The organism is Arthrobacter sp. BG5 (assembly GCF_056680155.1).
The window spans coordinates 155,753-179,575 of record NZ_CM155268.1; the positions used below are offsets into that span (position 1 = coordinate 155,753).

At 69.3% G+C, this 23,823-nt stretch carries 25 protein-coding genes; 13 read left to right on the plus strand and 12 right to left on the minus strand.

Translation table 11 applies throughout. The features are described 5' to 3' along the window. The first annotated feature begins 104 nt into the window (after nt 1–104). Together sufC and AC1MBE_RS00715 are read left to right on the plus strand one after the other, a co-directional pair. Nucleotides 105–902, plus strand: coding sequence for a Fe-S cluster assembly ATPase SufC (gene sufC / locus AC1MBE_RS00710; protein WP_175323330.1), 798 nt, complete (start codon nt 105–107; stop codon nt 900–902). 13 nt (nt 903–915) lie between these two features. After that, complete coding sequence (locus AC1MBE_RS00715; RefSeq protein ID WP_138769377.1) at nt 916–1,248, plus strand: metal-sulfur cluster assembly factor; 333 nt, start codon at nt 916–918, stop codon at nt 1,246–1,248. A 164-nt stretch (nt 1,249–1,412) separates the two neighbouring features. Here AC1MBE_RS00715 and ypfJ read toward each other — a convergent pair whose 3' ends face one another. Beyond that, nucleotides 1,413–2,300: a KPN_02809 family neutral zinc metallopeptidase gene (gene ypfJ / locus AC1MBE_RS00720; RefSeq protein ID WP_479780117.1), complete on the minus strand. Its 888-nt coding sequence runs from the start codon at nt 2,298–2,300 to the stop codon at nt 1,413–1,415. 58 nt (nt 2,301–2,358) lie between these two features. Between ypfJ and AC1MBE_RS00725 the strand changes: the two genes are divergently transcribed. Together AC1MBE_RS00725 and AC1MBE_RS00730 are read left to right on the plus strand one after the other, a co-directional pair. Next, complete coding sequence (locus AC1MBE_RS00725) at nt 2,359–3,816, plus strand: class I adenylate-forming enzyme family protein (protein WP_479780119.1); 1,458 nt, start codon at nt 2,359–2,361, stop codon at nt 3,814–3,816. A gap of 10 nt (nt 3,817–3,826) precedes the next feature. Next, entirely contained in the window at nt 3,827–4,999 is a 1,173-nt protein-coding gene (locus AC1MBE_RS00730; protein WP_479780121.1) for a thiolase family protein, read from the plus strand. A 382-nt stretch (nt 5,000–5,381) separates the two neighbouring features. On the opposite strand, the gene AC1MBE_RS00735 is transcribed toward AC1MBE_RS00730, so the two are convergent. Genes AC1MBE_RS00735 through AC1MBE_RS00745 form a run of 3 tightly spaced genes read right to left on the minus strand, consistent with a single transcriptional unit; the run spans nt 5,382 to nt 7,437 of the window. Next, entirely contained in the window at nt 5,382–6,014 is a 633-nt protein-coding gene (locus AC1MBE_RS00735) for an energy-coupling factor transporter transmembrane component T family protein (protein ID WP_479780123.1), read from the minus strand. Then, complete coding sequence (locus AC1MBE_RS00740; protein WP_479780125.1) at nt 6,011–6,754, minus strand: energy-coupling factor ABC transporter ATP-binding protein; 744 nt, start codon at nt 6,752–6,754, stop codon at nt 6,011–6,013. Before AC1MBE_RS00740 ends, AC1MBE_RS00735 begins: the two co-directional genes overlap by 4 nt. Continuing rightward, on the minus strand, nt 6,751–7,437 hold the full coding sequence (locus tag AC1MBE_RS00745; RefSeq protein ID WP_479780127.1) for a biotin transporter BioY: 687 nt from the start codon (nt 7,435–7,437) through the stop codon (nt 6,751–6,753). Before AC1MBE_RS00745 ends, AC1MBE_RS00740 begins: the two co-directional genes overlap by 4 nt. Before the next feature lie 307 nt (nt 7,438–7,744). Between AC1MBE_RS00745 and AC1MBE_RS00750 the strand changes: the two genes are divergently transcribed. Next, on the plus strand, nt 7,745–9,343 hold the full coding sequence (locus AC1MBE_RS00750; protein ID WP_479780128.1) for an ABC-F family ATP-binding cassette domain-containing protein: 1,599 nt from the start codon (nt 7,745–7,747) through the stop codon (nt 9,341–9,343). Between the two features lie 160 nt (nt 9,344–9,503). Here AC1MBE_RS00750 and AC1MBE_RS00755 read toward each other — a convergent pair whose 3' ends face one another. The 4 genes from AC1MBE_RS00755 to AC1MBE_RS00770 are packed head-to-tail and all read right to left on the minus strand — an operon-like array spanning nt 9,504 to nt 11,592. Then, complete coding sequence (locus AC1MBE_RS00755; protein WP_479780130.1) at nt 9,504–9,971, minus strand: YbaK/EbsC family protein; 468 nt, start codon at nt 9,969–9,971, stop codon at nt 9,504–9,506. Nucleotides 9,972–9,982: 11 nt separating this feature from the next. Next, the gene (locus AC1MBE_RS00760; RefSeq protein WP_479780132.1) at nt 9,983–10,861 is read right to left on the minus strand and encodes an SURF1 family cytochrome oxidase biogenesis protein; all 879 of its coding nucleotides are present in this window, start codon (nt 10,859–10,861) and stop codon (nt 9,983–9,985) included. After that, entirely contained in the window at nt 10,862–11,137 is a 276-nt protein-coding gene (locus AC1MBE_RS00765) for a hypothetical protein (protein ID WP_479780134.1), read from the minus strand. It lies immediately after the preceding gene. Further along, nucleotides 11,134–11,592, minus strand: coding sequence for a DUF3099 domain-containing protein (locus tag AC1MBE_RS00770; protein ID WP_479780135.1), 459 nt, complete (start codon nt 11,590–11,592; stop codon nt 11,134–11,136). The genes AC1MBE_RS00765 and AC1MBE_RS00770 overlap by 4 nt, the downstream gene beginning before the upstream one ends. 154 nt (nt 11,593–11,746) lie before the next feature. Between AC1MBE_RS00770 and fabG the strand changes: the two genes are divergently transcribed. Both fabG and AC1MBE_RS00780 read left to right on the plus strand, forming a co-directional pair. Beyond that, a complete protein-coding gene (gene fabG / locus AC1MBE_RS00775) occupies nt 11,747–12,472 on the plus strand; it encodes a 3-oxoacyl-ACP reductase FabG (RefSeq protein ID WP_479780136.1) in 726 nt (241 codons plus the stop codon). 186 nt (nt 12,473–12,658) lie between these two features. Then, a complete protein-coding gene (locus tag AC1MBE_RS00780; RefSeq protein ID WP_479780138.1) occupies nt 12,659–13,078 on the plus strand; it encodes an Hsp20/alpha crystallin family protein in 420 nt (139 codons plus the stop codon). 123 nt (nt 13,079–13,201) lie between these two features. Here AC1MBE_RS00780 and AC1MBE_RS00785 read toward each other — a convergent pair whose 3' ends face one another. Continuing rightward, a complete protein-coding gene (locus AC1MBE_RS00785) occupies nt 13,202–13,639 on the minus strand; it encodes a DUF5655 domain-containing protein (protein ID WP_479780140.1) in 438 nt (145 codons plus the stop codon). 341 nt (nt 13,640–13,980) lie between these two features. Between AC1MBE_RS00785 and AC1MBE_RS00790 the strand changes: the two genes are divergently transcribed. Then, the gene (locus AC1MBE_RS00790; RefSeq protein WP_479780141.1) at nt 13,981–14,745 is read left to right on the plus strand and encodes an SDR family oxidoreductase; all 765 of its coding nucleotides are present in this window, start codon (nt 13,981–13,983) and stop codon (nt 14,743–14,745) included. 121 nt (nt 14,746–14,866) lie between these two features. Here the strand turns inward: AC1MBE_RS00790 and serB are convergent, their stop codons facing one another. After that, entirely contained in the window at nt 14,867–15,763 is an 897-nt protein-coding gene (gene serB / locus AC1MBE_RS00795; protein ID WP_479780143.1) for a phosphoserine phosphatase SerB, read from the minus strand. Between the two features lie 133 nt (nt 15,764–15,896). Between serB and AC1MBE_RS00800 the strand changes: the two genes are divergently transcribed. From AC1MBE_RS00800 to lplAB, 5 genes are all read left to right on the plus strand, one after another. Further along, nucleotides 15,897–16,682 carry an ABC transporter ATP-binding protein gene (locus tag AC1MBE_RS00800; RefSeq protein ID WP_479780145.1) on the plus strand — a complete coding sequence of 262 codons (786 nt, stop codon included), beginning with the start codon at nt 15,897–15,899 and terminating at the stop codon, nt 16,680–16,682. Nucleotides 16,683–16,700: 18 nt separating this feature from the next. Next, nucleotides 16,701–17,486 carry a sulfite exporter TauE/SafE family protein gene (locus tag AC1MBE_RS00805; protein ID WP_479780147.1) on the plus strand — a complete coding sequence of 262 codons (786 nt, stop codon included), beginning with the start codon at nt 16,701–16,703 and terminating at the stop codon, nt 17,484–17,486. Between the two features lie 7 nt (nt 17,487–17,493). Further along, nucleotides 17,494–18,303 carry a TrmH family RNA methyltransferase gene (locus AC1MBE_RS00810; RefSeq protein WP_479780148.1) on the plus strand — a complete coding sequence of 270 codons (810 nt, stop codon included), beginning with the start codon at nt 17,494–17,496 and terminating at the stop codon, nt 18,301–18,303. A gap of 186 nt (nt 18,304–18,489) precedes the next feature. Continuing rightward, nucleotides 18,490–18,747, plus strand: a complete 258-nt coding sequence (locus AC1MBE_RS00815) for a type B 50S ribosomal protein L31 (RefSeq protein ID WP_056739465.1) — start codon at nt 18,490–18,492, stop codon at nt 18,745–18,747. Nucleotides 18,748–18,888: 141 nt separating this feature from the next. After that, the gene (lplAB, locus tag AC1MBE_RS00820; protein ID WP_479780150.1) at nt 18,889–19,992 is read left to right on the plus strand and encodes a lipoate-protein ligase LplAB; all 1,104 of its coding nucleotides are present in this window, start codon (nt 18,889–18,891) and stop codon (nt 19,990–19,992) included. A gap of 85 nt (nt 19,993–20,077) precedes the next feature. Here the strand turns inward: lplAB and pepN are convergent, their stop codons facing one another. Together pepN and AC1MBE_RS00830 are read right to left on the minus strand one after the other, a co-directional pair. Beyond that, the gene (gene pepN / locus AC1MBE_RS00825; RefSeq protein WP_479780152.1) at nt 20,078–22,687 is read right to left on the minus strand and encodes an aminopeptidase N; all 2,610 of its coding nucleotides are present in this window, start codon (nt 22,685–22,687) and stop codon (nt 20,078–20,080) included. 55 nt (nt 22,688–22,742) lie between these two features. Next, the gene (locus AC1MBE_RS00830) at nt 22,743–23,777 is read right to left on the minus strand and encodes a YeiH family protein (RefSeq protein ID WP_479780154.1); all 1,035 of its coding nucleotides are present in this window, start codon (nt 23,775–23,777) and stop codon (nt 22,743–22,745) included. Nucleotides 23,778–23,823: the final 46 nt, after the last annotated feature.

A 23,823-nucleotide genomic window follows, 5' to 3' on the forward strand; every position in this document is an offset into this window, starting at 1 on the left:
CAGGCACCGCTTGCCCCCGCCGGCCGGCAGCCAGCAACACCCAAAACTTATCGACGAGAAAACGCACCGCCGCCGAGGTGGCGGTGCAGAGGAGAACAAGACACATGTCCACTCTTGAGATCAAGGACCTGCACGTCAGCATTGACACCGAGCAGGGCACCAAGGAAATCCTTAAGGGCGTCAGCCTGACTATCAAGACCGGCCAGACCCACGCCATCATGGGCCCCAACGGCTCGGGCAAGTCCACCCTGGCGTCCACGATCGCCGGCCACCCGCGCTACAACGTCACGAGCGGTACCATCACGCTCGACGGCGAAGACGTCCTCGCGATGAGCGTCGATGAGCGCGCCCGCGCCGGCCTGTTCCTGGCCATGCAGTACCCGGTCGAGGTTCCCGGCGTCAGCATGACCAACTTCCTGCGCACCGCCAAGACCGCGATCGACGGCGAAGCCCCGAAGCTGCGCACCTGGACCAAGGACGTCAAGGCCGCCATGGCGCAGCTGCGCATCGACGCCGACTTCACCCAGCGCAACGTCAACGAGGGCTTCTCCGGCGGCGAGAAGAAGCGCGTGGAGATCCTCCAGCTGGAGCTCTTCAAGCCCAAGTTCGCCATCCTCGACGAGACCGACTCCGGCTTGGACGTCGACGCGCTGAAGGTTGTCTCCGAGGGCGTCAACCGCGCGCACGCCGAGGGCAACATGGGCACCCTGCTGATCACCCACTACACCCGGATCCTGCGCTACATCAAGCCGGAATTCGTGCACGTGTTCGTGGACGGCAAGGTTGTCGAAGAGGGCGGCCCGGAGCTGGCCGACCGCCTCGAAGAAGAAGGCTACGACCGTTACCTCCCGGGCGCCGGAGCCGCCACCATCGCTGCCGCCGACGCCGCAGCTCAGGCCTAGTTAGGACTACGCCATGACCGAAATCAATATGGCCCGCACGGGCCTCGAGGATGTCGAAGAGGCACTCAAGGACGTGATCGACCCGGAACTGGGCGTGAACATCGTTGACCTGGGCCTGCTCTACGGCCTGAAGTACTCCGACGACGACGGTGCCCTGCTGATCGACATGACGCTGACCACGGCGGCCTGCCCGCTCACCGACGTGATCGAGGAGCAGGTAGGCAAGGCCCTGGACGGCATTGTGGATGACTGGCGCCTGAACTGGGTATGGATGCCGCCGTGGGGTCCGGAGCGGATCACCGAAGACGGCCGCGACCAGATGCGCGCCCTGGGCTTCAACATCTAGATTCCGCCGGTTCCGCCGAGAGACGGAATTTACGACGACGGCGGGCCCACCTCGTGGAGGTGGGCCCGCCGTCGTCGTTTCTGCCCTGATGGCACCGAGTGCTCCGCAGCCGCCCTTTTGGAGGCCCATAACGGCGGTTGCGGAGCAGCCGGTGCAGCCTCTGGCTACGGGGTGGCGACCTTAAAGGTGTCGCACTGGTTGATGTCGCCGGTCTTGTAGCCCTGGTAGAACCACTTCTGCCGCTGGGCGCTGGAGCCGTGGGTCCAGGACTCCGGCGAGACGCGGCCGGTGGCGGCTTTCTGGATCCGGTCATCGCCCACCGAGGACGCCGCGGACAGGGCGTCCTGCAGGTCCTGCGTCTTGAGCGGTTCCAGGAACGGCTGGCCGCTCTTGGGGTCCTTGGTGGTCGTGGCGTAGCGGACCCAGAGGCCGGCGTAGCAGTCGGCCTGGAGCTCCACCCGCACCGCGCCGGACTGCGGACCCTGCGGATCCTGCTGGGCGCGGTCGATCGTGCCGAGGACATTCTGGATATGGTGGCCGAACTCGTGGGCCACCACGTACTCCTGCGCCAGCGGGCCGCCCGAGGAGCCGAAGCGGTCCACGAGTTCCTGGAAGAAGCCCGGATCGAAGTACGCCGTCTGGTCGGCCGAGCAGTAGAACGGGCCGACCTCTGAGGTGGCGGAGCCGCAGCCGGTGCTGGTTGCCCCGCGGAACAGGACTGTGTCCGGTTGCGGGTACTTCCTGTTGTACTGCGCCAGGTAGTCCGGCCAGAACGCGTTCAGGCTGTTGACCGTGCCCACGATCCGGCACTCGAGGCTGGCGTCGGCGTCGGCGCCGGTCTTGCACGCCGGTGCGGTGCTCTGGCCCTGCGACTGCTGGTCCTGGGTACTGCCGGCGAGGCCTTCCAGCAGCTGCGGGTTGATGCCGAACAGCGCGGCCAGGAGCAGCACAATGCCGCCGCCGATCCCGCCGCCGATTTTGGTGCCGCGGCCCATGCCGCCGCGGCTCTGGACCTGCGACGGGTCCAGCTGCACGTTGTCATTGAAACTCATGCTGAAACAATATCCTCTCCCTACAGTCCGGGCCCCGTTGCCCGGTAAAGTTGGTCCGATGCCTTTTCTCGACAGACTCCAGCGCTGGGCCGACGAGCGGCCCGACGGCACCGCCGTCGTCGTGGCCGGACACCGCCTGAGTTTCTCCGAACTGCGGGATGCCGCCGCCGCGCTCGTCCCGGTGACGCCGGCCGTCACGGTGCTGGCCGAGCGGAACTCCACGGATTTTGCCGCGGCCTTCGCGGCGGCGGTGGCCGGTAGCCGCCGCTGCGCCGTGCTGGACCCCACCTGGCCGCAACAGCTCCGCGACAGCCTGACCGCGCGGATCGCGGACACCGTCCCCGCGGGCGGGGCCGGCGAGGGCGCGTCCGCCGGGGGCGGCACAGGCGAGGGCGGCGCCATGGGCGGCGGCCTCGCCGACGGCCCGCCCGATTCGCCGTTCCTGATCGGGCTCACGTCCGGGACGACGGCGGTGCCGAAGGCGTTCAGCCGGTCGCGGCGGTCCTGGCAGCTGTCCTTCGAGTCGTCGGTCGAGTTCTTCGGCCTTGGCCCGGATGACAGGACGCTCGCGCCCGGGCCCCTGGCCGCCAGCCTCAACCTCTATGCCCTCGCCGAATGCCTGTATGCCGGCTCCGCGTTCCACACCCTCGACCATTCCGACGTTGGAGATGCGCACACCGCGGTCAGCCACGACGGCATCACCCGGCTGGTGCTGGTGCCGACGATGCTCCGGCTGCTGAGCGAGCGCGGCCTGGCCGGCGGTGTGGACGGCTCCGGGCTGCGGAGCATCATCTGCGCCGGTTCCAAGCTCGACGCGCGGACCCTGGAGGCCGCGCGCCGCTGGGCGCCGAACGCGACAATCTTCGAGTACTACGGAGCGGCGGAGCTCAGTTTCGTCGCCGGGGAGGGCCTGCGGCCGGGGGAGGCGCCGGCAGCAGGGGGGCCGGGCCTGGGAACCGGGATCGGCGGGCCGTTTCCCGGCGTCGAGATCAGGATCCTGGACGACGGCGGAGCCCCGGTGCCGGACGGGCACGACGGCAACGTCTGCGTGCGCAGCGGCCTGGTCAGCGACGGCTACCTGTGGGGCGACGACGGCGCGGCACTGCAGTGCTTCGACGGCTGGTACACCGTGGGGGACCGGGGCTACCTGTCCGACGGGAACCTGCACCTGCTGGGCCGCCGCTCGGACATGATTATCACGTCGGGCACCAACGTGTACCCGCACGAGGTAGAGCTGGCCCTCGCGTCGGTCCCGGGAGTCACCGCCGCCGTGGCCGCCGGTCAGCCGGACGACCTGCGCGGCCAGCGCGTCGTGGCCGCGGTACTGCCGTCCCACGGCGGCCTGACCGGCACGCAACTGAGAGCCGGCGTCGAGGACGTCCTAGCCCGGAACAAGCGGCCGCTGGACTACTACCTGCTGGCCGAGCTGCCCCTCACCGACCGCGGCAAGCCCAGCCGTCCGCTGCTGCTCGAGTGGATCGCCCGCAACGACCCGCGAATCCGGCGCCTTGGCTGAGGATCCGTTGTTGGCGGACCGGCAGCCCGTCATCATCGCCGCGCGGCGGACCCCGGTCTGCCGGGCCCACGGAGCCCTGAAGACCCTGCAGTCCGAGCAGTTGCTGGCGCCGGTGCTGCGACGCCTGCTGGCCGAAACGGGTGTTGCACCGGACCAGGTGACGGACGTGGTGGTCGGCAACGCCGTGGGCGGCGGCGGCAATGTCGCGCGGCTGGCGGCCCTCGAGGCAGGACTGCCGGTGAGCGTTCCCGGGCTGACCGTGGACCGGCAGTGCGGTTCCGGGCTGGATTCGATTGTGCTGGCATCCCGGCTGGTCGCCGCCGGTGGTGGTTTCGGCGGCGGGCTCTACCTTGCCGGCGGGGTGGAGAGCATCAGCACGGCGCCGCTCCGGGCCCGTCCCGGTGCCGGTGGCGAACCGCAGTTCTACCGCCGGGCCCGGTTCGCCCCGGCCGGCTACGGCGACCCGGACATGGGGGTGGCCGCGGAAAACGTGGCCGCGCGTTTCGGCATTTCGCGGCAGCGGCAGGACGACTTCGCGCTGCGCAGCCACCGGCGGGCCCTCGACGCGGCCGCGGCCGGCGCCTTCGACGGCGAGGTTGTGGCGTTGCCCGGGCCCGATGGTCCTATCGGCTCCGACGACGGGCCGCGCCGATCCCTGACTCCTGCGGTGCTGGCCCGGTTCCCAGCCGCGTTCGTTGCCGGCGGGAGCGTGACCGCCGGTAATTCCTGCTTCGACGCGGACGGGGCCGCCGCCGTGGTGGTCACCTCGCTGGCCCGTGCCCGCGCCCTCGGTGCCCGCGACGGCCTGCTGGTGCTCGGGACGGACACCGCGGGCGTGGAGCCGGCGCTGCTGGGGATGGGCGCGGCGGCGGCCGCGGAACGCCTGCTGGCGGGTGCTTCCGTCGCGGCCAGGGACCTCGGTCTGATCGAGTTCAACGAGGCGTTCGCGTCCCAGACGCTCGCGTGCCTCGATCAGTTGGGCATCGAGCCGCACCGCGTCAACCTCGACGGCGGAGCCCTCGCCCTGGGCCACGCCTACGGGGCGTCCGGCGCGGTGCTTGTCACGCGGCTGTTGGCCCAGGCCCGCCGGAATCCGGTGCACGGCACCCTGGCCCTGGCCATGATCAGCATCGCCGGCGGCATGGGGACGGCTGCGCTGTTCGAGTACAGGTCCTTCCTTTAGCTCCCACGGGACATGCTCATTCTTCGGCTTCAAGGTTGGACATAGTGGCGGTATGTCCACGCCCCGCGGCCAGTGCTGGGCATGCTCCTCAGGTGGCCCAGGGACGGGACATGTCCAATGTGCCAACCCAGGGGACATGCTCATTCTTCGAACCCGGGATTGGACATAGGGGCGGTATGTCCACGCCCCGCGGCCAGTGCTGGGCATGCTCCTCAGGTGGGTCGCGGGGAGGGCATGCTCCTCAGGTGCCCCAGGGGACCGGGCATGTCCAGTGCGCCAACCCAGGGGACATGCTCATTCTTCGAACCTGGGATTGGACATAGGGGCCGTATGTCCACGCCCCGCGGCCAAGGGAGGGCATGTCCCGGGGTGGCGGCCGGGCTCAGTCGTCCCAGTCCTCCGCCTCGCCCAACCCTCGGGCCGCCAGGGCCTCGCCGGTCTGCCGGGCAAAGGCCACCGTGGTGATGAACACCGGCAGCACCAAGGCGCGGGGGTTCCGCTCCAGGCCACGGGCTCGGGCCGAATCACGGACATCGGCATAGGCTCCGGCGATGAAGGGGATGCTGCGCAGCATCACGGCGATCGTCAGCGCGAACCGCTCGGGATCGGCGCCGAACCGGCGGAACGGCCGGGCCAGCGAGGCCACACCGTCCAACAGGGTCTGGACCGGGGTGGTGGCGGTGAGGATCGACGCCGCCACCACACAGACCAGGACATTCAGCACGATCCGCGCCGCAACGGGAACGCCGAGCTGCCACCACTGGAACAGGCCGATCATGGCCAGCACGGGCAGGACCGGCCGGACCGCCCGGAGCAGCCTGCGGGCACCGGCCCCGCTGAGCAGGAACACCCCGCACAAAACGGCAAGCCCCACGGCAGCCGCAGCCCAATCCGCCACCAGGAACGACCCCATCCCGCACGCCAGCACCAGCAGGAACTTCAGCCACAACGGTGCGCGGTGCACCAGGGAACTCCCCGGCACGTAGTTGGCCAGCAGGAAGCCGTGCCCCCTCATGGCCCCGCCGTCTCCCCGCGGGCGGGCGGCACGACGGCGGGATCCGTAACGCACAGCTGCCGGTACTGCGCGACGGCGGCCGCCGCCCCGCCGTCGAACACGACCTTCCCGGCGTCCACCACGAGCACCCGGTCCAGATCGAGGGCAAGGTCCAGGTCGTGCGTGGACAGGATGACCTGCTGTTCCAGCCCGGCCAGGGTGCGGCGCAGGAGTTCGCGGTTCCGCAGGTCCAGCAGGGTGGACGGCTCGTCCAGCACCAGGACGTCCGGCTTGACGGCCAGCACGGCGGCGAGGGCCACCAGCTGCCGTTCGCCGCCGGAGAGCTCGTAGACGCTCTGGTCCGCCAGCGCCAGCAGCCCGAAGCGGTCCAGCGCCGCTTCGGCCAGGGCACGTCGTTGGCGGGTGTTCCGCTCCGAGCGGCGCAGGGACAATTCCACGTCCTCCCGGCCCGTGGGCATTACCAGCTGCGAGAGCGGATCGGTGAAGACAAAGCCCACCCGGCGGCGCACGGCCCGCACCTCCCGGACCGTGTCCGCGCCGGCGACCGTGACACTGCCGGAGCTCGGCGCGATCAGGCCGTTCAGCAGCCGCAGCAGCGTCGACTTCCCGGAGCCGTTGGCGCCGATCACGCCGATCCGCCGCTCGGTCAGGGCCAGGGACGTGGCGTGCAGCAGGGTCTTGGGCTCTGCCGAGCCGTCAACGGCGACCCGCACCTCCGCGCGGTCCAGGACAATGCTCATGCGCGTCCGTCTGCGCGCCGGATGCGGCGCACCAGCAGGTCAGGGAAGGCCTTGTGCAGGGCGAGGGCGACCGTGACGGCAAGGACGTTCTTAATGATGTCGCCCGGGTAGAACGCGAGGTCGGCCACGAAAGCCGCGGAGAAACTGAGTTTGGCGTTGACCACCATGCCGAGGATGCCCAGCCCGTGGACAAAGACGATGCTGCTCACCATGGCGGCGCAGAAGAGCAGCACGGCCCGGAGCTTCCCGGAGCGGCCGGCCGTGCGGCGCAGCACGACGGCGGTCAGGGCGCCGACCGCGGTGGCCGCCAGCAGGAAGCCGATGATGTAGCCCGCCGATGGTCCGGCCAGGACACCCAGCCCGCTGCGCCCGCCGCTGAAGATCGGCAGTCCGGCGAAGCCCAGGAGCAGGTAGAGTCCGACGGCGGCGAAGGCGCGGCCGGCCCCCAGTGCGAGTCCAGTGAGCATTACGGCGAGGGTCTGCAACGTGATCGGCACACCCAGGCCGGCCACCGGGATGGCCGCCACGAGCGCCGACGCCGCGACCAGGGCGGCGAAGACCGCGATCAGTCCCAGGTCGGTAGCATCCCAGCGGTTGCGCCGGGGTCCCCGCGGGGTCGCGGCACTGGAACCGGTGGGGTTGGTGGTGCCGGCATCGGTGACGGCTTTCTCAGCGTTGCTCATGATGTTTCCTGTCGCGTGGTGGGTCCGGGGATCTACTTCCGACGATACGGCCGTGGCCACGCCGCCATTTTGTAGGCCTTCCACTAAGCGCGGGCCCGCTCGCTGGACCACTCCGCCAATCCGGTGAAGCGGCGGTCAACGACGGCGGGCGCCGGCCGCCGTCGTCCGCGGCGTTCCCCGATGTCACCCGGCAGGGGAGGTGCCGGTAGACTGGTAGAGGCCGAACTCTTGGCCACACTGCCCCGGCCCCGTCCAGACTTCATCCGTTGTGCCGCGGCGTTCCCTGTTGTGAAAGGCCTTAGCTGCATTGATTACCGTCCAGGATCTCGAACTGCGCGCCGGCGCCCGTCTGCTTATGGACCAGGTGAGCTTCCGGATCGACAAGGGAGACAAGATCGGCCTCGTTGGCCGTAACGGTGCAGGCAAGACCACGCTGACCCGGGTGCTGGCCGGCGAAGGCCTGCCCGCCGCCGGAAAGGTGACCCGCAGCGGCGAGATCGGCTACCTGCCGCAGGACCCCCGCACGCCGGACATGGAGCAGTTGGCCCGGGACCGCATCCTCTCCGCCCGCGGCCTGGACATCGCCGTCGGCAAGCTCCGGGTCGCCCACGAAGAGATGGCCAGCGAGAACGCCGACGTCCAGCGCAAGGCCATGAACCGCTACGACCGGCTGGAATCGGAATTCCTGGCCGCGGGCGGCTACGCCGCCGAGGCCGAAGCCGCCGCAATCTGCTCCAACCTGGCCCTCCCGGACCGGCTGCTGAACCAGCCGCTGAAGACTCTCTCCGGCGGCCAGCGCCGCCGCGTGGAGCTGGCACGCATCCTGTACTCCGACGCCGAGACCATGCTCCTCGATGAGCCCACCAACCACCTCGATGCCGATTCCATCGCCTGGCTGCGCGAGTTCCTCAAGAACCACCAGGGCGGCCTGATCGTGATCAGCCACGACACCGAGCTGCTCGAGGCCACGGTGAACAAGGTCTTCCTGCTGGACGCCAACCGCGCGCAGATCGACTTCTACAACATGGACTGGAAGCGTTACCTGACCCAGCGCGAAACCGATGAGCGTGCCCGCAAGCGGGAGCGCGCCAACGCGGAAAAGAAGGCGCAGGTCCTCATGGACCAGGCCAACAAGATGCGCGCCAAGGCCACCAAGGCCGTCGCCGCACAGAACATGGCCAAGCGCGCTGAACGGCTGCTGGGCGGCCTCGAGGCGGTCCGCGAGAATGACCGTGTGGCGGCCCTGCGCTTCCCGGACCCGTCGCCGTGCGGCAAGACCCCGCTTACCGCCGACGGCCTCAGCAAGTCCTACGGGTCGCTGGAGATCTTCACCGACGTCGACCTCGCGATCGACCGCGGCTCCAAGGTGGTCATCCTGGGTCTCAACGGCGCCGGCAAAACGACGCTGCTGCGCATGCTCGCCGGCGTCGACAAGCCCGACACCGGCGAAGTCATCCCCGGCCACGGCCTCAAGGTGGGCTACTACGCGCAGGAGCATGAGACGCTCGACGTCGACCGCACCGTGCTGCAGAACATGCGCTCGGCCGCGCCGGACATGAACGACTCCGAGGTCCGCGGCATTCTGGGCTCGTTCCTGTTCTCCGGCGACGACGTCGACAAGCCCGCCGGTGTGCTCTCCGGCGGTGAGAAAACCCGGCTGGCGCTGGCCACCATCGTGGCGTCCAGCGCCAACGTGCTGCTCCTGGACGAGCCCACCAACAACCTCGACCCCGCCAGCCGCTCCGAGATCCTGGGCGCGCTGCGCAACTACACGGGCGCCGTCGTGCTGGTGAGCCACGACGAGGGGGCCGTCGAGGCACTCAACCCGGAGCGCGTCGTGCTGCTGCCTGATGGGGTCGAGGACCTCTGGAACGAGGACTACCTGGATTTGATCACGCTGGCGTAGGCCCTCTGGGCAGTCCCTTCTGGTCACCTCCGCGCCTCGGCACGCGCGATTTGCCGCTTGCTGGCTCGTTCCTCGCCTTTGACGCAAGCTACACAAATCACCCGCGCCGCTGCGCTCGTGCGTTGGCGTCGACACGCTCGGGGGCCTTCACCTTCTCGCGTTAGCGGACGGGCATTTGTTCCGCGCCGGTGATGCGGTGGAGTTCTTGGTAGGTGATGGAGAACATGGCGTTGTGGTCTCCGGCGCCGGCCCAGAGGATCGGGTGGGCTGAGAGGGACTCGTCCAGTAGGGTCCTGATCTTCGTTGGGTGGCCGAGCGGGGCCACTCCGCCTACGCGCTGGCCCGTGTGGTGCAGGACGAAGTCGGGGGAGGCGCGGCGGATCTTCCCGGAGCCGAGGCGGGCTTCAACCTTGCGGACGTCGACCTTGGCTGCGCCGCTGGCAAGGATCAGCAGGGGAGCACCGTCCAGGTCAAAGATGAGGCTGTTGGTGATCGCCGCGACGTCGCAGGCCAAGGCGTCGGCAGCGGCCGTCGCCGTCGGCACCGGGGACTCAAAGATTGATACGGTATCCGCGGCGCCCGCCGCGAGGAGCGCGCGCCGGACGTTGGCGACGGCGTCGGGGTCCATGCGGTGCTCCTTCAGAATCCCTGGGCGTCCAGGATCGCGTCTTCCTCTTCCTCGGCCGTGGCAGTCTTGCGTTTGCGGGGAACTGGCCGGCGGCGGGGGGCCGGATTGCTCGCGTGCAGGTATCCGTCCCCGGCGTCCTGGCCCTCAGCGTCCTCCGCATCGATCGCGGCGTTCCGGGCCTGCTGGCGCGCCGCGTAACCGAAGCCGACGAACATGAGGACGCCGAAGGCAAACCACTGCAGTGAATAGGACAGGTGGGTGCCTTCCTCGGTGGAGGGCTTGGGGAAGCCGACGGGCATGTCCGTTACCGGCGGTGTTTCCGAAGCCAGTTGTCCGTAGGCGCCGGTGAGCAGCGGATATCCGAGCTGGGACGAGTAGGCGGCCAGGTCGATCGACGCGAGCTGTCCATCCGGGGCGCCGCGCTGCAGCTCCGGCTCGGCAGGCTTGAGCCGGGCCACCACAGTGACGTTGCCGGACGGCGGAGCCGGGACCGAGTCCGGGCTTCCGGGAGTCTTGTTGCCAATCGGAAGCCAGCCGCGGTCGATCACGACCGTTTCACCGGACTCCAGCTTGAACGGGACCACCACCTCATAGCCGGGTTGTCCGTTGAGCGGGCGGTTGCGGACAATCCGCTGTCCGGCTTCGTCGTAGCGGCCGCGCAGTGCCACCTGCGTCCACTCCCGGTCGGCGTCGAGCTTGATGAACTGGTCCCGGGCGTCCGCGAAGGGAATCGGGGCGGCTGAGTAATTCGAGACGACGCGGTTGATCTCGGCGAGGGTCTCGGCGCGGCGGTCCATCTGCCAGCGGCCCAGGAACACGCACGCGGTGGCAAAAATGGCGGCCAGCAGCAGGTAACCCAGCCACTTGCTGGAGAAAAGGAAGCGGTACATTCAGCTGGCCCTGCCCGGAACAATGGGGGACTTCGCGCCGTTGCCGGCAGCGGCGTCCAGCGGGACCGTGGCCTTCCAGAGCCCGCGCGTCTGCAGGTAATCCTCCAGCCAGGCGCGGTGTTCCGGGCAGGCGAGCCAGGTTTTGCGGCGCTCCGGGGTGTGGATCTTCGGATTGTTCCAGAGCAGCTGCCACTCGGCGTCGGCGCGGCAGGCCTTGCGCGAGCACATCGCTGTTGCAGGCGCGGCAGCAGTGCCGGCCAGGTCAAAAATGTTCATGAAGCAGCCCGCCTGTGGTCCTCGTCGTCGTCGTCAATCAGCTCACCCTGGAGCAGCGTGATGGGGGCGTTGTCCGCCGCCGGCGGGCCCTGGCCGGGAGTTTCCTCCGGGCGGGGCGCGTCCAGTTCGGCCATCGGGACGTAGTCGATCAGAGACTCGCTGTGGACTTCGGCGCGGTCGCTGCCGTTGGCGATGACCACTGCAAACCAGGGCAGGAAGACGGCTCCGATGATAGGAAGCACCTTGAACCAGCCATCCACCACGAACACAAGAATCAGGCAGACCATGCGGATGCCCATGGCCACGGCATACTTGATCATCCGCTGGCGCATCTCTTCCGAGTGGGCGGCGGCGGCGTCGGTAATGCTATGGACCTCGGTGTCACCGGAATACTCCCCGGACGACCGCTCACCGGGTCGGTTCTTGTTTGTCACGGCTGTCAGATCACGCTCCATAGGCTTCCCTTAATTCTCTCACCATCGGCGGGGGCACCCAAACAGCCGGCCGGCGCCGGGCCGGGGACGTTCGCGCCGGAGGCTAAGATCGGAGGCAGGAAAATCCAGCCCACCCAACGCGGTGCCAGTGAGCCGCAGAATCCCGGAGCCCAATATGTCTGAAGCAACCTCCACCGGCCGCAGCGTCCTCATCACCGGCGGCAACCGGGGCATCGGCCTCGCCATCGCCGAATCCTTCCTGGCCAACGGCGACAAGGTCGCTGTGACCTACCGCAGCGAGACGACGCTCCCGGCCGGCATCCTCGGGGTCAAGGCCGACGTCACGGACGAGGCCTCCGTGGACGCCGCGTTTGCCGAAGTCGAGGCGGCGCACGGGCCCGTGGAGGTCCTCGTCGCCAACGCCGGCATCACCAAGGACACCCTCCTGATGCGGATGAGCGAGGACGACTTCACCTCGGTGATCGACACGAACCTCACCGGCGCCTTCCGCGTCATCAAGCGCGCCTCCAAGGGCATGATCCGGGCCCGCAAGGGCCGCGTGGTGCTGATTTCCTCCGTGTCCGGCCTCTACGGCGCCCCCGGCCAGATCAACTACTCCGCGTCCAAGGCCGGCCTCGTCGGCATCGCCCGCTCCCTCACCCGCGAACTTGGCGCACGCGGCATCACCGCCAACGTGGTGGCGCCCGGCTTCATCAACACGGACATGACCGCCGAACTGCCCGAAGCCACGCAGAAGGACTACCTGTCCAAGGTTCCCGCGGGCCGGTTTGCGGAGGCATCGGAAGTCGCCGACGTCGTCCGCTGGATCGCCAGCGATGAGGCGGCCTACGTCTCCGGCGCGGTTATCCCGGTCGACGGCGGCCTCGGCATGGGCCACTAGGCCTGGGCCGGGCCGGGCTACGTTTGTCGGTTCCGCGGACGACGGCGGCTGCAGCGTCCGACTGCCCCGGCGGGTTCCGCCCGGGGCCGGGCCTTTGGCCCTAGGCGGCGCCGCGGCCTGGGGCGTGTAATGGTCTTACAGCCCCTGACCGCGCCAAGGCAGGGGCGTGGACCCAGGAGGATTATCATGGCTGATCTCAGCAAGTGGGCGCCTTCGGACATGTTGGAGCCCGTCCGCCGTTTCCTCGACGGCGACCTGACGATGGCCTCGACCATCAAGGTGGAGCAGTTCCAGGACGGAAACACCCTGGTGGTGCGGGCGGAGGTTCCCGGCATCGATCCCGACAAGGACGTCGACGTGTCGGTCAGCGAAGGCATGCTGCATATCAGGGCCGAACGCGAGGAAAAGACCGAGCACAAGAGCAAGACGGGCTACCGTTCGGAGTTCCGCTACGGCTCTTTCCTGCGCAGCATCGCCCTGCCGGCCGGGGCCAAGGAAGAAGACATCACCGCCAGCTACAAGGACGGCGTCCTGGAAGTGCGCGCGCCGGCCCCCGTTACGGCGCCGGGCGAGACGACCAAAAAGATCAAGGTCGACCGGGGCTGACGCAGGTCCGCCTCACCGCCGGCCGGCACCTCACCGCGGGCCTTCGCAGGTTCCCGCAGGTCCTTGGGGGAGCCGGCCGGTTGGCTCTCGGTTGGCTTGCGGACAGGCGCCGTACGGGCGACTTTAGTCAGCCTCGTCCCGTGCCTGCTTCAGCCAGCCCGCCACTTCGGCGTCGAGGTCCTCCGCGGAACGAAGCTCCAGATGGTGCATCCACAGTCCGGGTGACGGGTGCACCACCGATTTGAACCGGGGCGAGTCGATCCGGCTGCCCGCGGCAATCGAGAGCACGGCCGGCACGTCGGAGCGGACGTAGCGCCCGGGCCACCAGACATAGGCGAAGCCGCGGCGCCGCCCGCGGAAGGCGACCTGGCTTTTGGTTGCCCTGATTTCAGGCGGATCGACGGCGTCCGGGCCGACTGCAGGCGGACCAGCTGAGAGCCGACCTGCTGCGAGCGGCGCGGGTCCGGTAAGCATCCGCTCCACGACGCGGTACAGGGCTAGGCCCCGGGGCGACCCGTAAAAGACGTCCTCCGGCGTGGATGCGGTGCCTTGGCTCCCCATGGCCGCGAGCCTACGCCGCCGCACGCCGCCGCAACAGGCGCGGGTGTTACGTCCAGTGCCTGACGCACCCGGAGGGCATGCCCCGACCCGAGGAATCTGCGGCTCGGGGGACAAGCCCAGTCTTCGTCGCGGCGGGTGGGCATATGGGCACTATGTCCAATGCCGGACGCACCCGGAGGGCATGCCCCGCGGAGCGACCGCCGGGACCCGGATCCCGCAACCACCCGAACTAGGCCTGCGCGGCTTCTTTGTGGACCCTGGACAACCGAATTGCTGCGGACCGCTGGCATGATGGACAGCAGACCCCACAGTATTTGGACGTTTGGAACAAAGGAGCTCGAATGGGACTGCTGGACAACAAGACCGCGATCGTTACCGGTTCGTCGCGCGGCATTGGCGCAGAGGTGGCGAAGTTCCTCGCCGCCGAGGGTGCCGCCGTCGTCGTGAACTACCGCCAGAAGGCGCCGCGCGCCAACAAGGTGGTCGCGGAAATTGAGGCAGCGGGCGGCCGGGCCGCAGCCGTGGGCGCTGACCTCACCACGCAGGAAGGCGTCCAGGCCCTGGCCAGCGCGGCGATGGAAAACTTCGGCTCGCTGGATCTGCTGGTGCTCAACGCCTCCGGCGGCATGGAGTCCGGCATGGAAGAAGGCTACGCGCTGAAGCTCAACCGCGACGCCCAGGTGAACATGCTCAACGCCGCCGTGCCGCTGATGTCGGAAGGCTCGCGGGTGGTCTTTGTGACCAGCCACCAGGCCCACTTCATCGAAACCGTGCCCACCATGCCCGAGTACGAGCCCGTCGCCCGCAGCAAGCGCGCCGGCGAGGACGCGCTCCGGGAGCTCGTTCCGAGCCTCGCCGACAAGGGCATCTCCCTGGTGGTGGTCTCCGGCGACATGATCGAAGGCACCGTCACCGCGACGCTCCTGGACCGCTCCAACCCGGGCGCCATCGAGGCCCGCCGCGCCGAGGCCGGCAAGCTGTACTCGGTCAAGGAATTTGCCGCCGAGGTCGCCAAGATGGCCACCGCCGACGTCGAGACCGGCCACACCGAATACGTCGGCGGCGCCGACTACTTCGACAAGTCGAGCGGCGCGGGCAGCAACTAGCAACCGCCGAGATGGCACTTGGCGGCAGTGTTTTTCAAGAACACTGCCGCCGAGTGTCATCTGGCGTTAACGCCGGCCACGCGGAGGCCGACCTCGCGTTAACGCCGGGCCCCGCCGGGGCCTAGACGCCGGCGATGTGCCGGACGGCGTCGAGGTACGGCATGTTCACGGCCGCGTCCGCCACCGCGCGGACGGCCGGCTTGGCGTTGAACGCGACCCCGATGCCGGCCGCGCCCAACATGTCCAGGTCATTGGCCCCGTCGCCCACCGCGATGGTGTGCTCCATCGGGATACCCTCGGCCGCGGCCCACTCCCGCAGGTACTTTTCCTTGGCGGCGCGGTCCACGACGTCGCCGAGCACTTTCCCGGTCAGCGCACCGTCCACAATTTCCAGTTCGTTGGCGATCCAGTAGTCCATCCCCAGCTCCTCGGCAATCGGCCGCAGGATCTGGTTGAAGCCGCCCGAGACGACGGCGACGGCGTGCCCGGCCGCTTTGAAGGCCGCCACCAGCTCGGCGGCCCCGTCGCTCAGGGTCACCTCCGCGCGGACGGACTCGACGACGTCGGCCGGCAGCCCGGCGAGCACCGCCACGCGGGCGTGCAGGCTCTGCGCGAAGTCCAGTTCCCCGCGCATGGCCGCCTCGGTCACGGCCGTCACTTCCTCGCGCTTGCCGGCGTAAGCCGCCAGAAGCTCAATGACTTCCTGCCGGATCAGCGTGGAGTCCACGTCCATGATCAGGAACTTCCGCGGGGCCTCCCGCAGGGCGGCGGGGACAATCGCCGTGTCGACGCCGTCAATCCCTGCCGCGGCGATGCTCCGGCGGAGCCCGGCCAGCCCGGCCGCCGTGGGGGCGTCCGGCATCGTGCACTCGGCTGAGTACACCGAGAAACGGCCGTCGCCGGCGGTGCTTTCGGCGCCGACGGACAGTCCCGCCCCGGCCAGCGACCGGCGCAGCTGCTCTACTTCGGGAAGGGACAAATTGACGCCGTAGCTGACCGCGGTCACGTTCGAACTCATGGCCTCAATCCTAGCGAGCGGGCCGCAGCCGCCCTGAATTCGTTTCGCGCCGGTGACGCGCCCGGGGGACACCGCCGCGGGGCCGCCCGCCCGGTTATCAGTCGTCCGCTTTTTTGTCCTAGTGTCTACTCCTATGAGTGATGTTCTTGAAATGGCCGCCGTCAGCGTTGTACGTGGGGCAAAAACGCTCCTGGACAAGGTTGACTGGCAGGTCAAGGAAGGCGAGCGTTGGGTGATCCTGGGTCCCAACGGCGCCGGCAAGACCACTCTGCTGCAGGTGGCCGCCGCCCGCCTCCACCCGACCAGCGGCATGGCGGGGATCCTCGAAGAAATCCTCGGCGCCGTGGACGTCTTCGAACTCCGCCCGCGGATCGGCCTGTCCTCCGCCGCCCTCGCCAACCAGATCCCCGAGCACGAAAAGGTCCTCAACGTCGTCGTGACCGCCGCCTACGGCGTCACCGGCCGCTGGCGCGAGGGCTACGAAAAGGACGACGAACGCCGCGCCTTCGCCCTGCTCAACGAATGGGGGATGGGCCCGCTGCTCAACCGCCCCTTCGCGTCGCTCTCCGAGGGCGAACGCAAGCGCGTGCAGATCGCCCGCGCCCTCATGACGGACCCGGAACTGCTCCTGCTCGACGAGCCCGCCGCCGGCCTGGACCTGGGCGGTCGCGAGGACCTCGTCCACCGGCTCAGCGAGCTCGCCCGGGACGAGGCGGCCCCCGCGATCGTGCTGGTCACGCACCACCTCGAAGAAGTCCCCCCGGGATTCACGCACGCCCTGCTGATGCGCGACGGCGGCGTGGTCGCCTCCGGCCCGCTGGCAGACGTGCTGACCGCGGAAAACCTCAGCAAGACCTTCGGCGTCGACCTCGACGTCAGTGTGTCCGGCGGCCGGTACACCGCCACCGCCCGCCGCTGAAGGGCCCGCTGACAGCGCGTGGAGTTCCTCAGTAGCGTCTTCATTTTCTTCGCCGGCCTCTGGGCCGGCACCATCAACAGCGTGGTCGGCTCCGGCACCCTGGTGACGTTCCCGGTGCTGATTGCCCTCGGCTTCGCCCCGGTGACCGCCTCGATCAGCAACGCCATGGGCCTGGTGGCCGGCAGCGCGGCCGGGGCCTGGGGGTACCGCAAGGAGCTCGCCGGGCGGCGGAACCAGCTCCTGAAGCTGCTGCCGGCCTCGCTGCTGGGCGGCATCACCGGCGCCTACCTGCTGCTGCACCTGCCGGAGCAGGTTTTCCACTACGCTGCGCCCGCCCTGATCGTGGTGGCCCTGCTGATGGTGGTGTTCCAGCCCAGGCTGCAACGCTGGGTGCAGAACCGCGAAGAGAACCCGGAGCACGCCATCCGGGACAAACGGCACGGGATCCTGCTGGTGGTCCTGGTGTACCTCGCGGGCGTCTACGGCGGCTACTTTGTCGCGGCGCAGGGCATCCTGCTGGTCGGCATCCTCGGGGTATTTATGGCCGGCACCATGCAGAACGCCAACGCCATGAAGAACATCCTGGTCCTCGGCGTGAACCTCGTCGCCGCAGCGTCCTACCTGCTGTTCGCCTTCGACCGGATCAGCTGGCCCGCCGTCGGGCTGATCGCCGTCAGTTCGTTGATCGGCGGCCTGGTCGGTTCCAAGGTGGGCCGCCGCCTGTCGCCGCCCGTGCTGCGCGGTGTCATCTTCATCCTGGGAACCGTGGCCCTGGGCTTTATGATCGCCAAGCTGGTGAATTGACCGGACCATGAGCTTCCACTACCTCGAATCCGCCGACGACCCCCGAGTCGCGGACTACACCCAGTTGACCGACGTGCACCTGCGCAAGCTCCGCGAACCCGCTGAAGGCATGTACATCGCGGAGTCCTCCCGGGTCCTGCGCCGCGCCCTCGCCGCCGGGCACCGGCCCCGCTCGTTCTTCCTTGCCGAGAAATGGCTGCAGGACCTCGCCGACGTCTTTGAGGCGTACCCGGACGTGCCGGTGTACATCGGCTCGGCCGCGCTGCTGGAGGAGATTACCGGCTTCCACCTGCACCGCGGCGCAATGGCAGCCATGCACCGCCCCGCTCCCGTGCCGCTGCCCGAGCTGCTCGCCGGCGCCCGCCGGATCGCGGTCCTGGAGGACATCGTGGACCACACGAACGTCGGCGCGATCTTCCGGTCCGCAGCCGCCCTGGGGCTCGACGCCGTACTGGTCTCCCCGCGCTGCGGGGACCCGCTCTACCGGCGCAGCGTGCGCGTGAGCATGGGCACCGTGTTCCAGGTCCCGTGGGCCCGGCTCGAAGACTGGCCGGGGGAGCTGGCGGTGCTAAAGGAACACGGCTTCCTCGTCGCCGCCATGGAACTGACACCGGACGCCGTGGATGTCGACGTGCTCGCGGCCCGGAACCCCGACCGGCTGGCCCTGGTACTCGGCACCGAGGGTGCCGGGATGAGCGACGCGACCCTCGCCGCCGTCGACCTGGCCGTGAAGATCCCGATGCGCGCCGGCGTCGATTCGCTCAACGTCGCGGCCGCGTCCGCCGTCGCGTTCTGGGAACTGCGGCCCCGCGACTGACGCCCCATCCGGGCCGCCGCTGCCGTCGGCAGGATCCCGGGAGTCCGCCCGCGGGCCGGTTCGTCCAGTCGGAGGATCTGGGCTATTATTGATAGCTGGCCGTGCTGCGCCTTTCGGCGCCGGGCGGCCACTCCCACTCATACCTGGCAGCTGGCAAAATCCAGTTGCGCGAACAAAGGTCCAATTATGCAGTCTGATATCCACCCGAAGTACGAAGCTGTTGTTTTCAACGACCTGGCTTCCGGCGTCAAGTTCCTGACCAAGTCCACCGTGTCTTCCTCGAAGACCATCGAGTGGGAAGACGGAAACACCTACCCGGTCATCGACGTCGAAATCTCCTCCGAGTCCCACCCGTTCTACACGGGCAAGCAGCGCATCATGGACTCTGCAGGCCGCGTCGAGCGCTTCAACGCTCGCTTCAAGGGCTTCGGCGGCAAGAAGTAACTTCTTCTCCCCAAGGTCTTTTGGAAAAGCCCGCACCGGTAACGGTGCGGGCTTTTTGCGTCCCGGCCGGCATCGGCCTGGGGCCGCTGCGGTTTGCGGCCGGGTTCTGTTTCGGCCGCCCAGTGCGGCAGGATTGAGGGTATGACTTCCTTCCCTTCCCCCGCAGCGTCCAGCCCCGAGGACGACGGGGGGCGGCGCCACGGAGAGTACAAGGTTCCCGGCGGCAAGCTGGTGGTGGCCGATCTCGACGTCGTCGACGGCGTGCTGGCCCACGTCTCGATCAGCGGGGACTTCTTCCTCGAGCCCGACGAAGCGCTCCTGGACATCAACCGCAGCCTCACCGGCCTGCCGGTGGACGCCGGCGCGGCGGACCTGGCCGCGGCCGTGACCGCGGCCCTGCCGGAGGACGCCGTGCTCTTCGGCTTCTCCGCCGAGGCGGTCGCCATCGCGGTCCGCCGGGCGCTGGCCAAGGCCACCGGCTGGGGCGACCACCATTGGAACATCATCGGCCCGTCCGTGCTGCCGACGCACGTGAACGTGGCCCTGGACGAGGTCCTCACCGAGGAGGTCGGTGCCGGGCGCCGCAACCCGACGCTGCGGTTCTGGGACTGGGAGGAACCGTCCGTGGTGATCGGCAGTTTCCAGTCCGTCCGCAACGAGGTCCACCCCGACGGCGTCAGCCGGCACGGCATCAGCGTGGTCCGCCGGATCAGCGGCGGCGGAGCCATGTTCATGGAGGCCGGCAATTGCATCACCTACTCGCTCTACCTGCCGCAAACCCTTGTGGACGGCATCAGCTTCGCCGACTCCTACGCTTTCCTGGACGCCTGGGTGATGGCCGCGCTGGAAAAGGTGGGCATCAGCGCTTTCTACGTGCCGCTGAACGACATCGCCACCGACCAAGGGAAGATCGGCGGCGCCGCGCAGAAGCGCCTTGCCAACGGCGGGATGCTGCACCACGTCACCATGAGCTACGACATCGACGCCGACAAAATGGTCGACGTGCTGCGGATCGGCAAGGAGAAGCTCTCCGACAAGGGCACCACCAGTGCCAAGAAACGCGTCGATCCGCTGCGGCGCCAGACCGGGTTGGCCCGCGCAGAGATCGTCGCGGCCATGATCGAGGTCTTCACCGAACGGTACGGGGCGACGCCGGCGGAACTCACCGAGGCCGAACTCGACGCCGCCCGCCGACGGGTGGCGACCAAGTTCGGCACCACGGAGTGGCTGCACCGGGTCCCGTAGCCGCCATCTTGGCCATCGGCTGCTCCGTAGCGGCCGTTTTGACCCCTGAAAAGGGCGGCTTCTCAGCAGTGGATGATGGAGGTTCCTAGCCGGCCGCCTGTGCGGTGAGCGCCCGCAGCAACTGGCTGCGCTGTTCGATGATGATCCGGCGCAGGGCCCGCGGCGCGTCCGGATGTTCGGCCAGCCACTGGTCCGTCCGGGTGATCACCGGGTGTTCCGCGGGGGTGCCACCGTCTCGGGCGAGGTCCTGGCCAGCCGGGTAGAGGCCGCGGACGATCCGGCTGGCGATCTCGATGCTACGGTCCGCCCAGACCCGTTCGAGGCACTCGAAGTAGGGTTCCACGTAGTTGTCCAGCAGGGCGGCCGGCGCCGTGTTGAAGCCCGCGATGGTGGCGCTGAGCAGCTGGTTGGATAGCGCCGTGCCGTGCACCGCGGCGTCCCAGGCGGCATCCTTGACCGCAGGGTCTGGCCGGGCCGCGAGGGCCGTGGCGTGCCCGGACTTGCCCGAGGCCGTGTTGTCCCGGTCAAGCTCGGCGTCCAGCTGCGCAGAGTCCGCCTGCCCGTTGGCCGCGAGGGCGTGCCAGAGGTTCCAGCGGAGCTCCGCGTCGACGGAGAGACCCTCGATGACGGTGCTGCCGTCCAGCAGGCCCCTGACCAGGTCCAGCCGACCGGCGTCGTACCGGCTCGTGGCCGCCACGGTGCGCGCCCAGGCCAGCTGCTGGTCGGAACCGGGGGCCGTCTTCCCCAGTTCCGCGGCCGCTGTGCCGAGGAAGCCGCTGCGGACCGCGCCCCGCGCGGCCGCGGGGACGTAGCGTTCGATCGCCGTTCCGGCGTTGCCCAGGACAGTCAGGAGCACACCGATGCCGGTCTCGGCGGGGCCGAAGCGCTGCACGGCCTCGACGTAGCGGGCCGCGGGCGTGACGGCGTCCCGGGCGGAGTCCCACAGGGCCGTCCAGCACAGGGCCCGGGCCATCGGGTCGCTGATCGAGCCCAGGGAACCGCGCACGGTGGCCTCGGAATGCGGATCCAGCCGGACTTTGGCGTAGCTGAGGTCCTCGTCGTTGACGAGCAGCAGCGCCGGGCGGGCCTTGCCGGCGAGCTGGCCCACCAGGGTGCGTTCGCCGTCGACGTCGGTCTCCACACTGTCGGTGCGGACCAGGGCGCCGGCGGCGTCGGGGTTGTACAGGCCGATCCGCAGCCGGTGCGGGCGCGGCTCCTTGCGGCCGGTGATCGGGTCGTCGGCGTGCTGGTGCAGGGACACGGCGCCCAGGACGCCGTCGTGCTCCTCGATCTCGGTGCTGAGGGTCGAGATGCCCGAGGTCTGCAGCCATTGCCGGGCCCAGGTGGCGAGGTCCCGGCCGGAGGCGGCGCCGAGCGCGGCCAGCAGGTCCGCCAAGGTGGTGTTGCCGTAGGCGTGGTCGCGGAAGTACTGGCGCGAGCCGGCGATGAACGCGTCGAAACCCACGTAAGCCACCAGCTGCTTGAGCACCGAGGCACCCTTGGCGTAGGTGATGCCGTCGAAGTTCTGCTTGGCGGCCTCCAGGTCCGGGATGTCCGCGACGATCGGGTGGGTGGTGGGCAGCTGGTCCTGGACGTAGGCCCAGGCCTTGCGGTTGTTGGCGAAGTTAACCCACGCGGTCGCCCAGTCCGTGGTGCGGTCCACCCCGAGGGTGCCCATGTAGTCGGCGAAGGACTCCTTGAGCCACAGATCGTCCCACCACCGCATCGTGACGAGGTCGCCGAACCACATGTGCGCCATCTCGTGCAGCAGGGTGTTGGCACGGCCCTGGTACTGCGAGTCGGCGGCCCGGGAGGTGAAGACGTAGCTTTCGGTGAACGTGACCAGGCCCGGGTTCTCCATGGCGCCGAGGTTGTACTCGGGCACGAAGGCCTGCTCGTACTTGCCCCAGGGGTACGGGTAGTCGAAGAGGCCGTTGAAGAAGCCCAGGCCGTTTTTGGTGAGCCGGAACAGTTCCGCCGCGTCGAAGGACGGTGCCATGGAGGCGCGGCAGTAGAGCGCCAGCGGCACGTCCAGCACGGTTCCGTCCGCGAGGGCCCCGTGCCAGGTGTCTTCGGCCTTGAAGTAAGGGCCGGCGAGCACGGTGGTGATGTAGGTGGACATCGGCCTGGTGGGGGCGAAGTCCCAGCGGCTTGTTGCCGGGTCGCTGGTCAGCCGGGTACGGAGGGTTTCGGCGCCGTTGGAGGACACCTGCCACTCGGACGGCGCCATCACGTGGAAAGTGAACTCGGCTTTGAGGTCGGGTTGTTCGAAGTTCGCGAACACGCGCCGGGCGTCCGCCGGTTCGTACTGGGTGTAGAGGTAGCACTGGCCGTCGGCGGGGTCGAAGAAGCGGTGCATGCCCTCGCCGGAGGTGCTGAACAGGGCGGTGCCGGTGACCGTGACCTGGTTTTCGGCCTGCAGGTTGTCCAGGCGGATCCGGGAGCCGTCCACGACGTCGGCCACGGGCAGGGCCTTGCCGTTGAGGAGAACGCTGTGCACCGAGCTGCTGATGAAGTCCAGGAAGGTGGAGGCTCCGGGTTCGCCGGCGGAGAAGGTGATGACACTGCGGCTGGTGTAGCCGGCAACCGCGGGATCCGCCGCCTGGCGGACGTCCAGGGAGACGTCGTAGCTGTGGATGGTGATCAGGGCTGAGCGGGTTGCCGCTTCGTCACGGCTCAGGTTCTGGTTCGACACTCCGCTATCTAATCACGGGCGGTGCCGCAGGGCCGGAAGTCAGCGGGGCGGGCGGTCAGCGGCCGGGGATGAGGACGACGGCGGCGGCCAGTCCCAGCGCGGCGATCAGCAGCCAGGACGCCAGCGCGGCCAGCAGGGCGGGGGTCCCGGTCCGCAGCAGGTGCCCGACCCGGACGGCCGACCCGAGGCCGAACAGCGCCATGCCCAGCAGCACGTCCTGCAGCACCGCGGCCGCCCCGAGCACCCCGGGGGAAAGCCAGCCGGCGGACCGCAGGGCAGCCATCGCGATGAACCCCACCACGAAGAGCGGCACGACCGGGGGAAGCTTCCCGCCGTCGGCGGACCCGATCCGGTGGTGGATCCCCGCCGCGGCGACCATGGGGGCGAGCAGCAGCACCCGGGTGAGCTTGACGATGACGGCGACCGCGAGCGCCGAGGCGCCGGCGGTCTGCGCGGTGGCGACGACCTGCCCGACGTCGTGCACCGACGCGCCCGCCCAGGCCCCGAAAGCCTCCGGGCCCAGCCCCAGCGGCCCTATCAGCAGCGGCAGGACGCCGATCGCGAGTGTGCCGCAGAGCGTGACCAGCGCGATCGGCAGCACGGTGTCCTGCTGCCGGATGCGGCGCACTGCGGCCATCGCACCGATCGCGGAGGCGCCGCAGATGGCGAAGCCGGTCGCGAGCAGCAGGGACACCGCCGGCGGCAACCGGAACAGCCGGCCGATGCCGTAGGTGCCGGCGAACGCCGCCAGCACCACCCCGGTGATCACTAACAGCGCGGGCACGCCCAGGCCCAGCACATCCACCACACTGACCTTGAGCCCCAGCACCACGATCCCGCTGCGCATCAGGTGCTTGCCGGCGAAGTCCAGTCCGGCCCGGCCTGCCCCGGCGCTCCAGCCGGACACGCCGGGCAGGTTCGCGGCAAGCAGCCCCAGCAGCACGGCCACGGTCATGGCCGGCAGCGCGGGCAGCAGCAGGTGGACGGCGAGGGCGGCGGCGACGGCGGCAGCGCAGGCGAGCAGGCCGGGCGCCAGCGGCTGCAGGCGGCCCGGGCGGGGGAGCGGGAAGGAGGGGCGGATCAAAGGCACGCACCCCACCTTGCCGCAACCGCCGGGCAAATATCGCTGCGTGAGC

Bases quoted from the DNA above. Each gene is read 5' to 3' on its own strand.
- sufC (WP_175323330.1), top strand. From the start codon at position 105: ATGTCCACTCTTGAGATCAAGGACCTGCACGTCAGCATTGACACCGAG.
- AC1MBE_RS00715 (WP_138769377.1), top strand. From the start codon at position 916: ATGACCGAAATCAATATGGCCCGCACGGGCCTCGAGGATGTCGAAGAG.
- ypfJ (WP_479780117.1), bottom strand. From the start codon at position 2,300: ATGAGTTTCAATGACAACGTGCAGCTGGACCCGTCGCAGGTCCAGAGC.
- AC1MBE_RS00725 (WP_479780119.1), top strand. From the start codon at position 2,359: ATGCCTTTTCTCGACAGACTCCAGCGCTGGGCCGACGAGCGGCCCGAC.
- AC1MBE_RS00735 (WP_479780123.1), bottom strand. From the start codon at position 6,014: ATGAGGGGGCACGGCTTCCTGCTGGCCAACTACGTGCCGGGGAGTTCC.
- AC1MBE_RS00740 (WP_479780125.1), bottom strand. From the start codon at position 6,754: ATGAGCATTGTCCTGGACCGCGCGGAGGTGCGGGTCGCCGTTGACGGC.
- AC1MBE_RS00745 (WP_479780127.1), bottom strand. From the start codon at position 7,437: ATGAGCAACGCTGAGAAAGCCGTCACCGATGCCGGCACCACCAACCCC.
- AC1MBE_RS00755 (WP_479780130.1), bottom strand. From the start codon at position 9,971: ATGGACCCCGACGCCGTCGCCAACGTCCGGCGCGCGCTCCTCGCGGCG.
- AC1MBE_RS00760 (WP_479780132.1), bottom strand. From the start codon at position 10,861: ATGTACCGCTTCCTTTTCTCCAGCAAGTGGCTGGGTTACCTGCTGCTG.
- AC1MBE_RS00765 (WP_479780134.1), bottom strand. From the start codon at position 11,137: ATGAACATTTTTGACCTGGCCGGCACTGCTGCCGCGCCTGCAACAGCG.
- AC1MBE_RS00770 (WP_479780135.1), bottom strand. From the start codon at position 11,592: ATGGAGCGTGATCTGACAGCCGTGACAAACAAGAACCGACCCGGTGAG.
- fabG (WP_479780136.1), top strand. From the start codon at position 11,747: ATGTCTGAAGCAACCTCCACCGGCCGCAGCGTCCTCATCACCGGCGGC.
- AC1MBE_RS00780 (WP_479780138.1), top strand. From the start codon at position 12,659: ATGGCTGATCTCAGCAAGTGGGCGCCTTCGGACATGTTGGAGCCCGTC.
- AC1MBE_RS00785 (WP_479780140.1), bottom strand. From the start codon at position 13,639: ATGGGGAGCCAAGGCACCGCATCCACGCCGGAGGACGTCTTTTACGGG.
- AC1MBE_RS00790 (WP_479780141.1), top strand. From the start codon at position 13,981: ATGGGACTGCTGGACAACAAGACCGCGATCGTTACCGGTTCGTCGCGC.
- serB (WP_479780143.1), bottom strand. From the start codon at position 15,763: ATGAGTTCGAACGTGACCGCGGTCAGCTACGGCGTCAATTTGTCCCTT.
- AC1MBE_RS00800 (WP_479780145.1), top strand. From the start codon at position 15,897: ATGAGTGATGTTCTTGAAATGGCCGCCGTCAGCGTTGTACGTGGGGCA.
- AC1MBE_RS00810 (WP_479780148.1), top strand. From the start codon at position 17,494: ATGAGCTTCCACTACCTCGAATCCGCCGACGACCCCCGAGTCGCGGAC.
- AC1MBE_RS00815 (WP_056739465.1), top strand. From the start codon at position 18,490: ATGCAGTCTGATATCCACCCGAAGTACGAAGCTGTTGTTTTCAACGAC.
- lplAB (WP_479780150.1), top strand. From the start codon at position 18,889: ATGACTTCCTTCCCTTCCCCCGCAGCGTCCAGCCCCGAGGACGACGGG.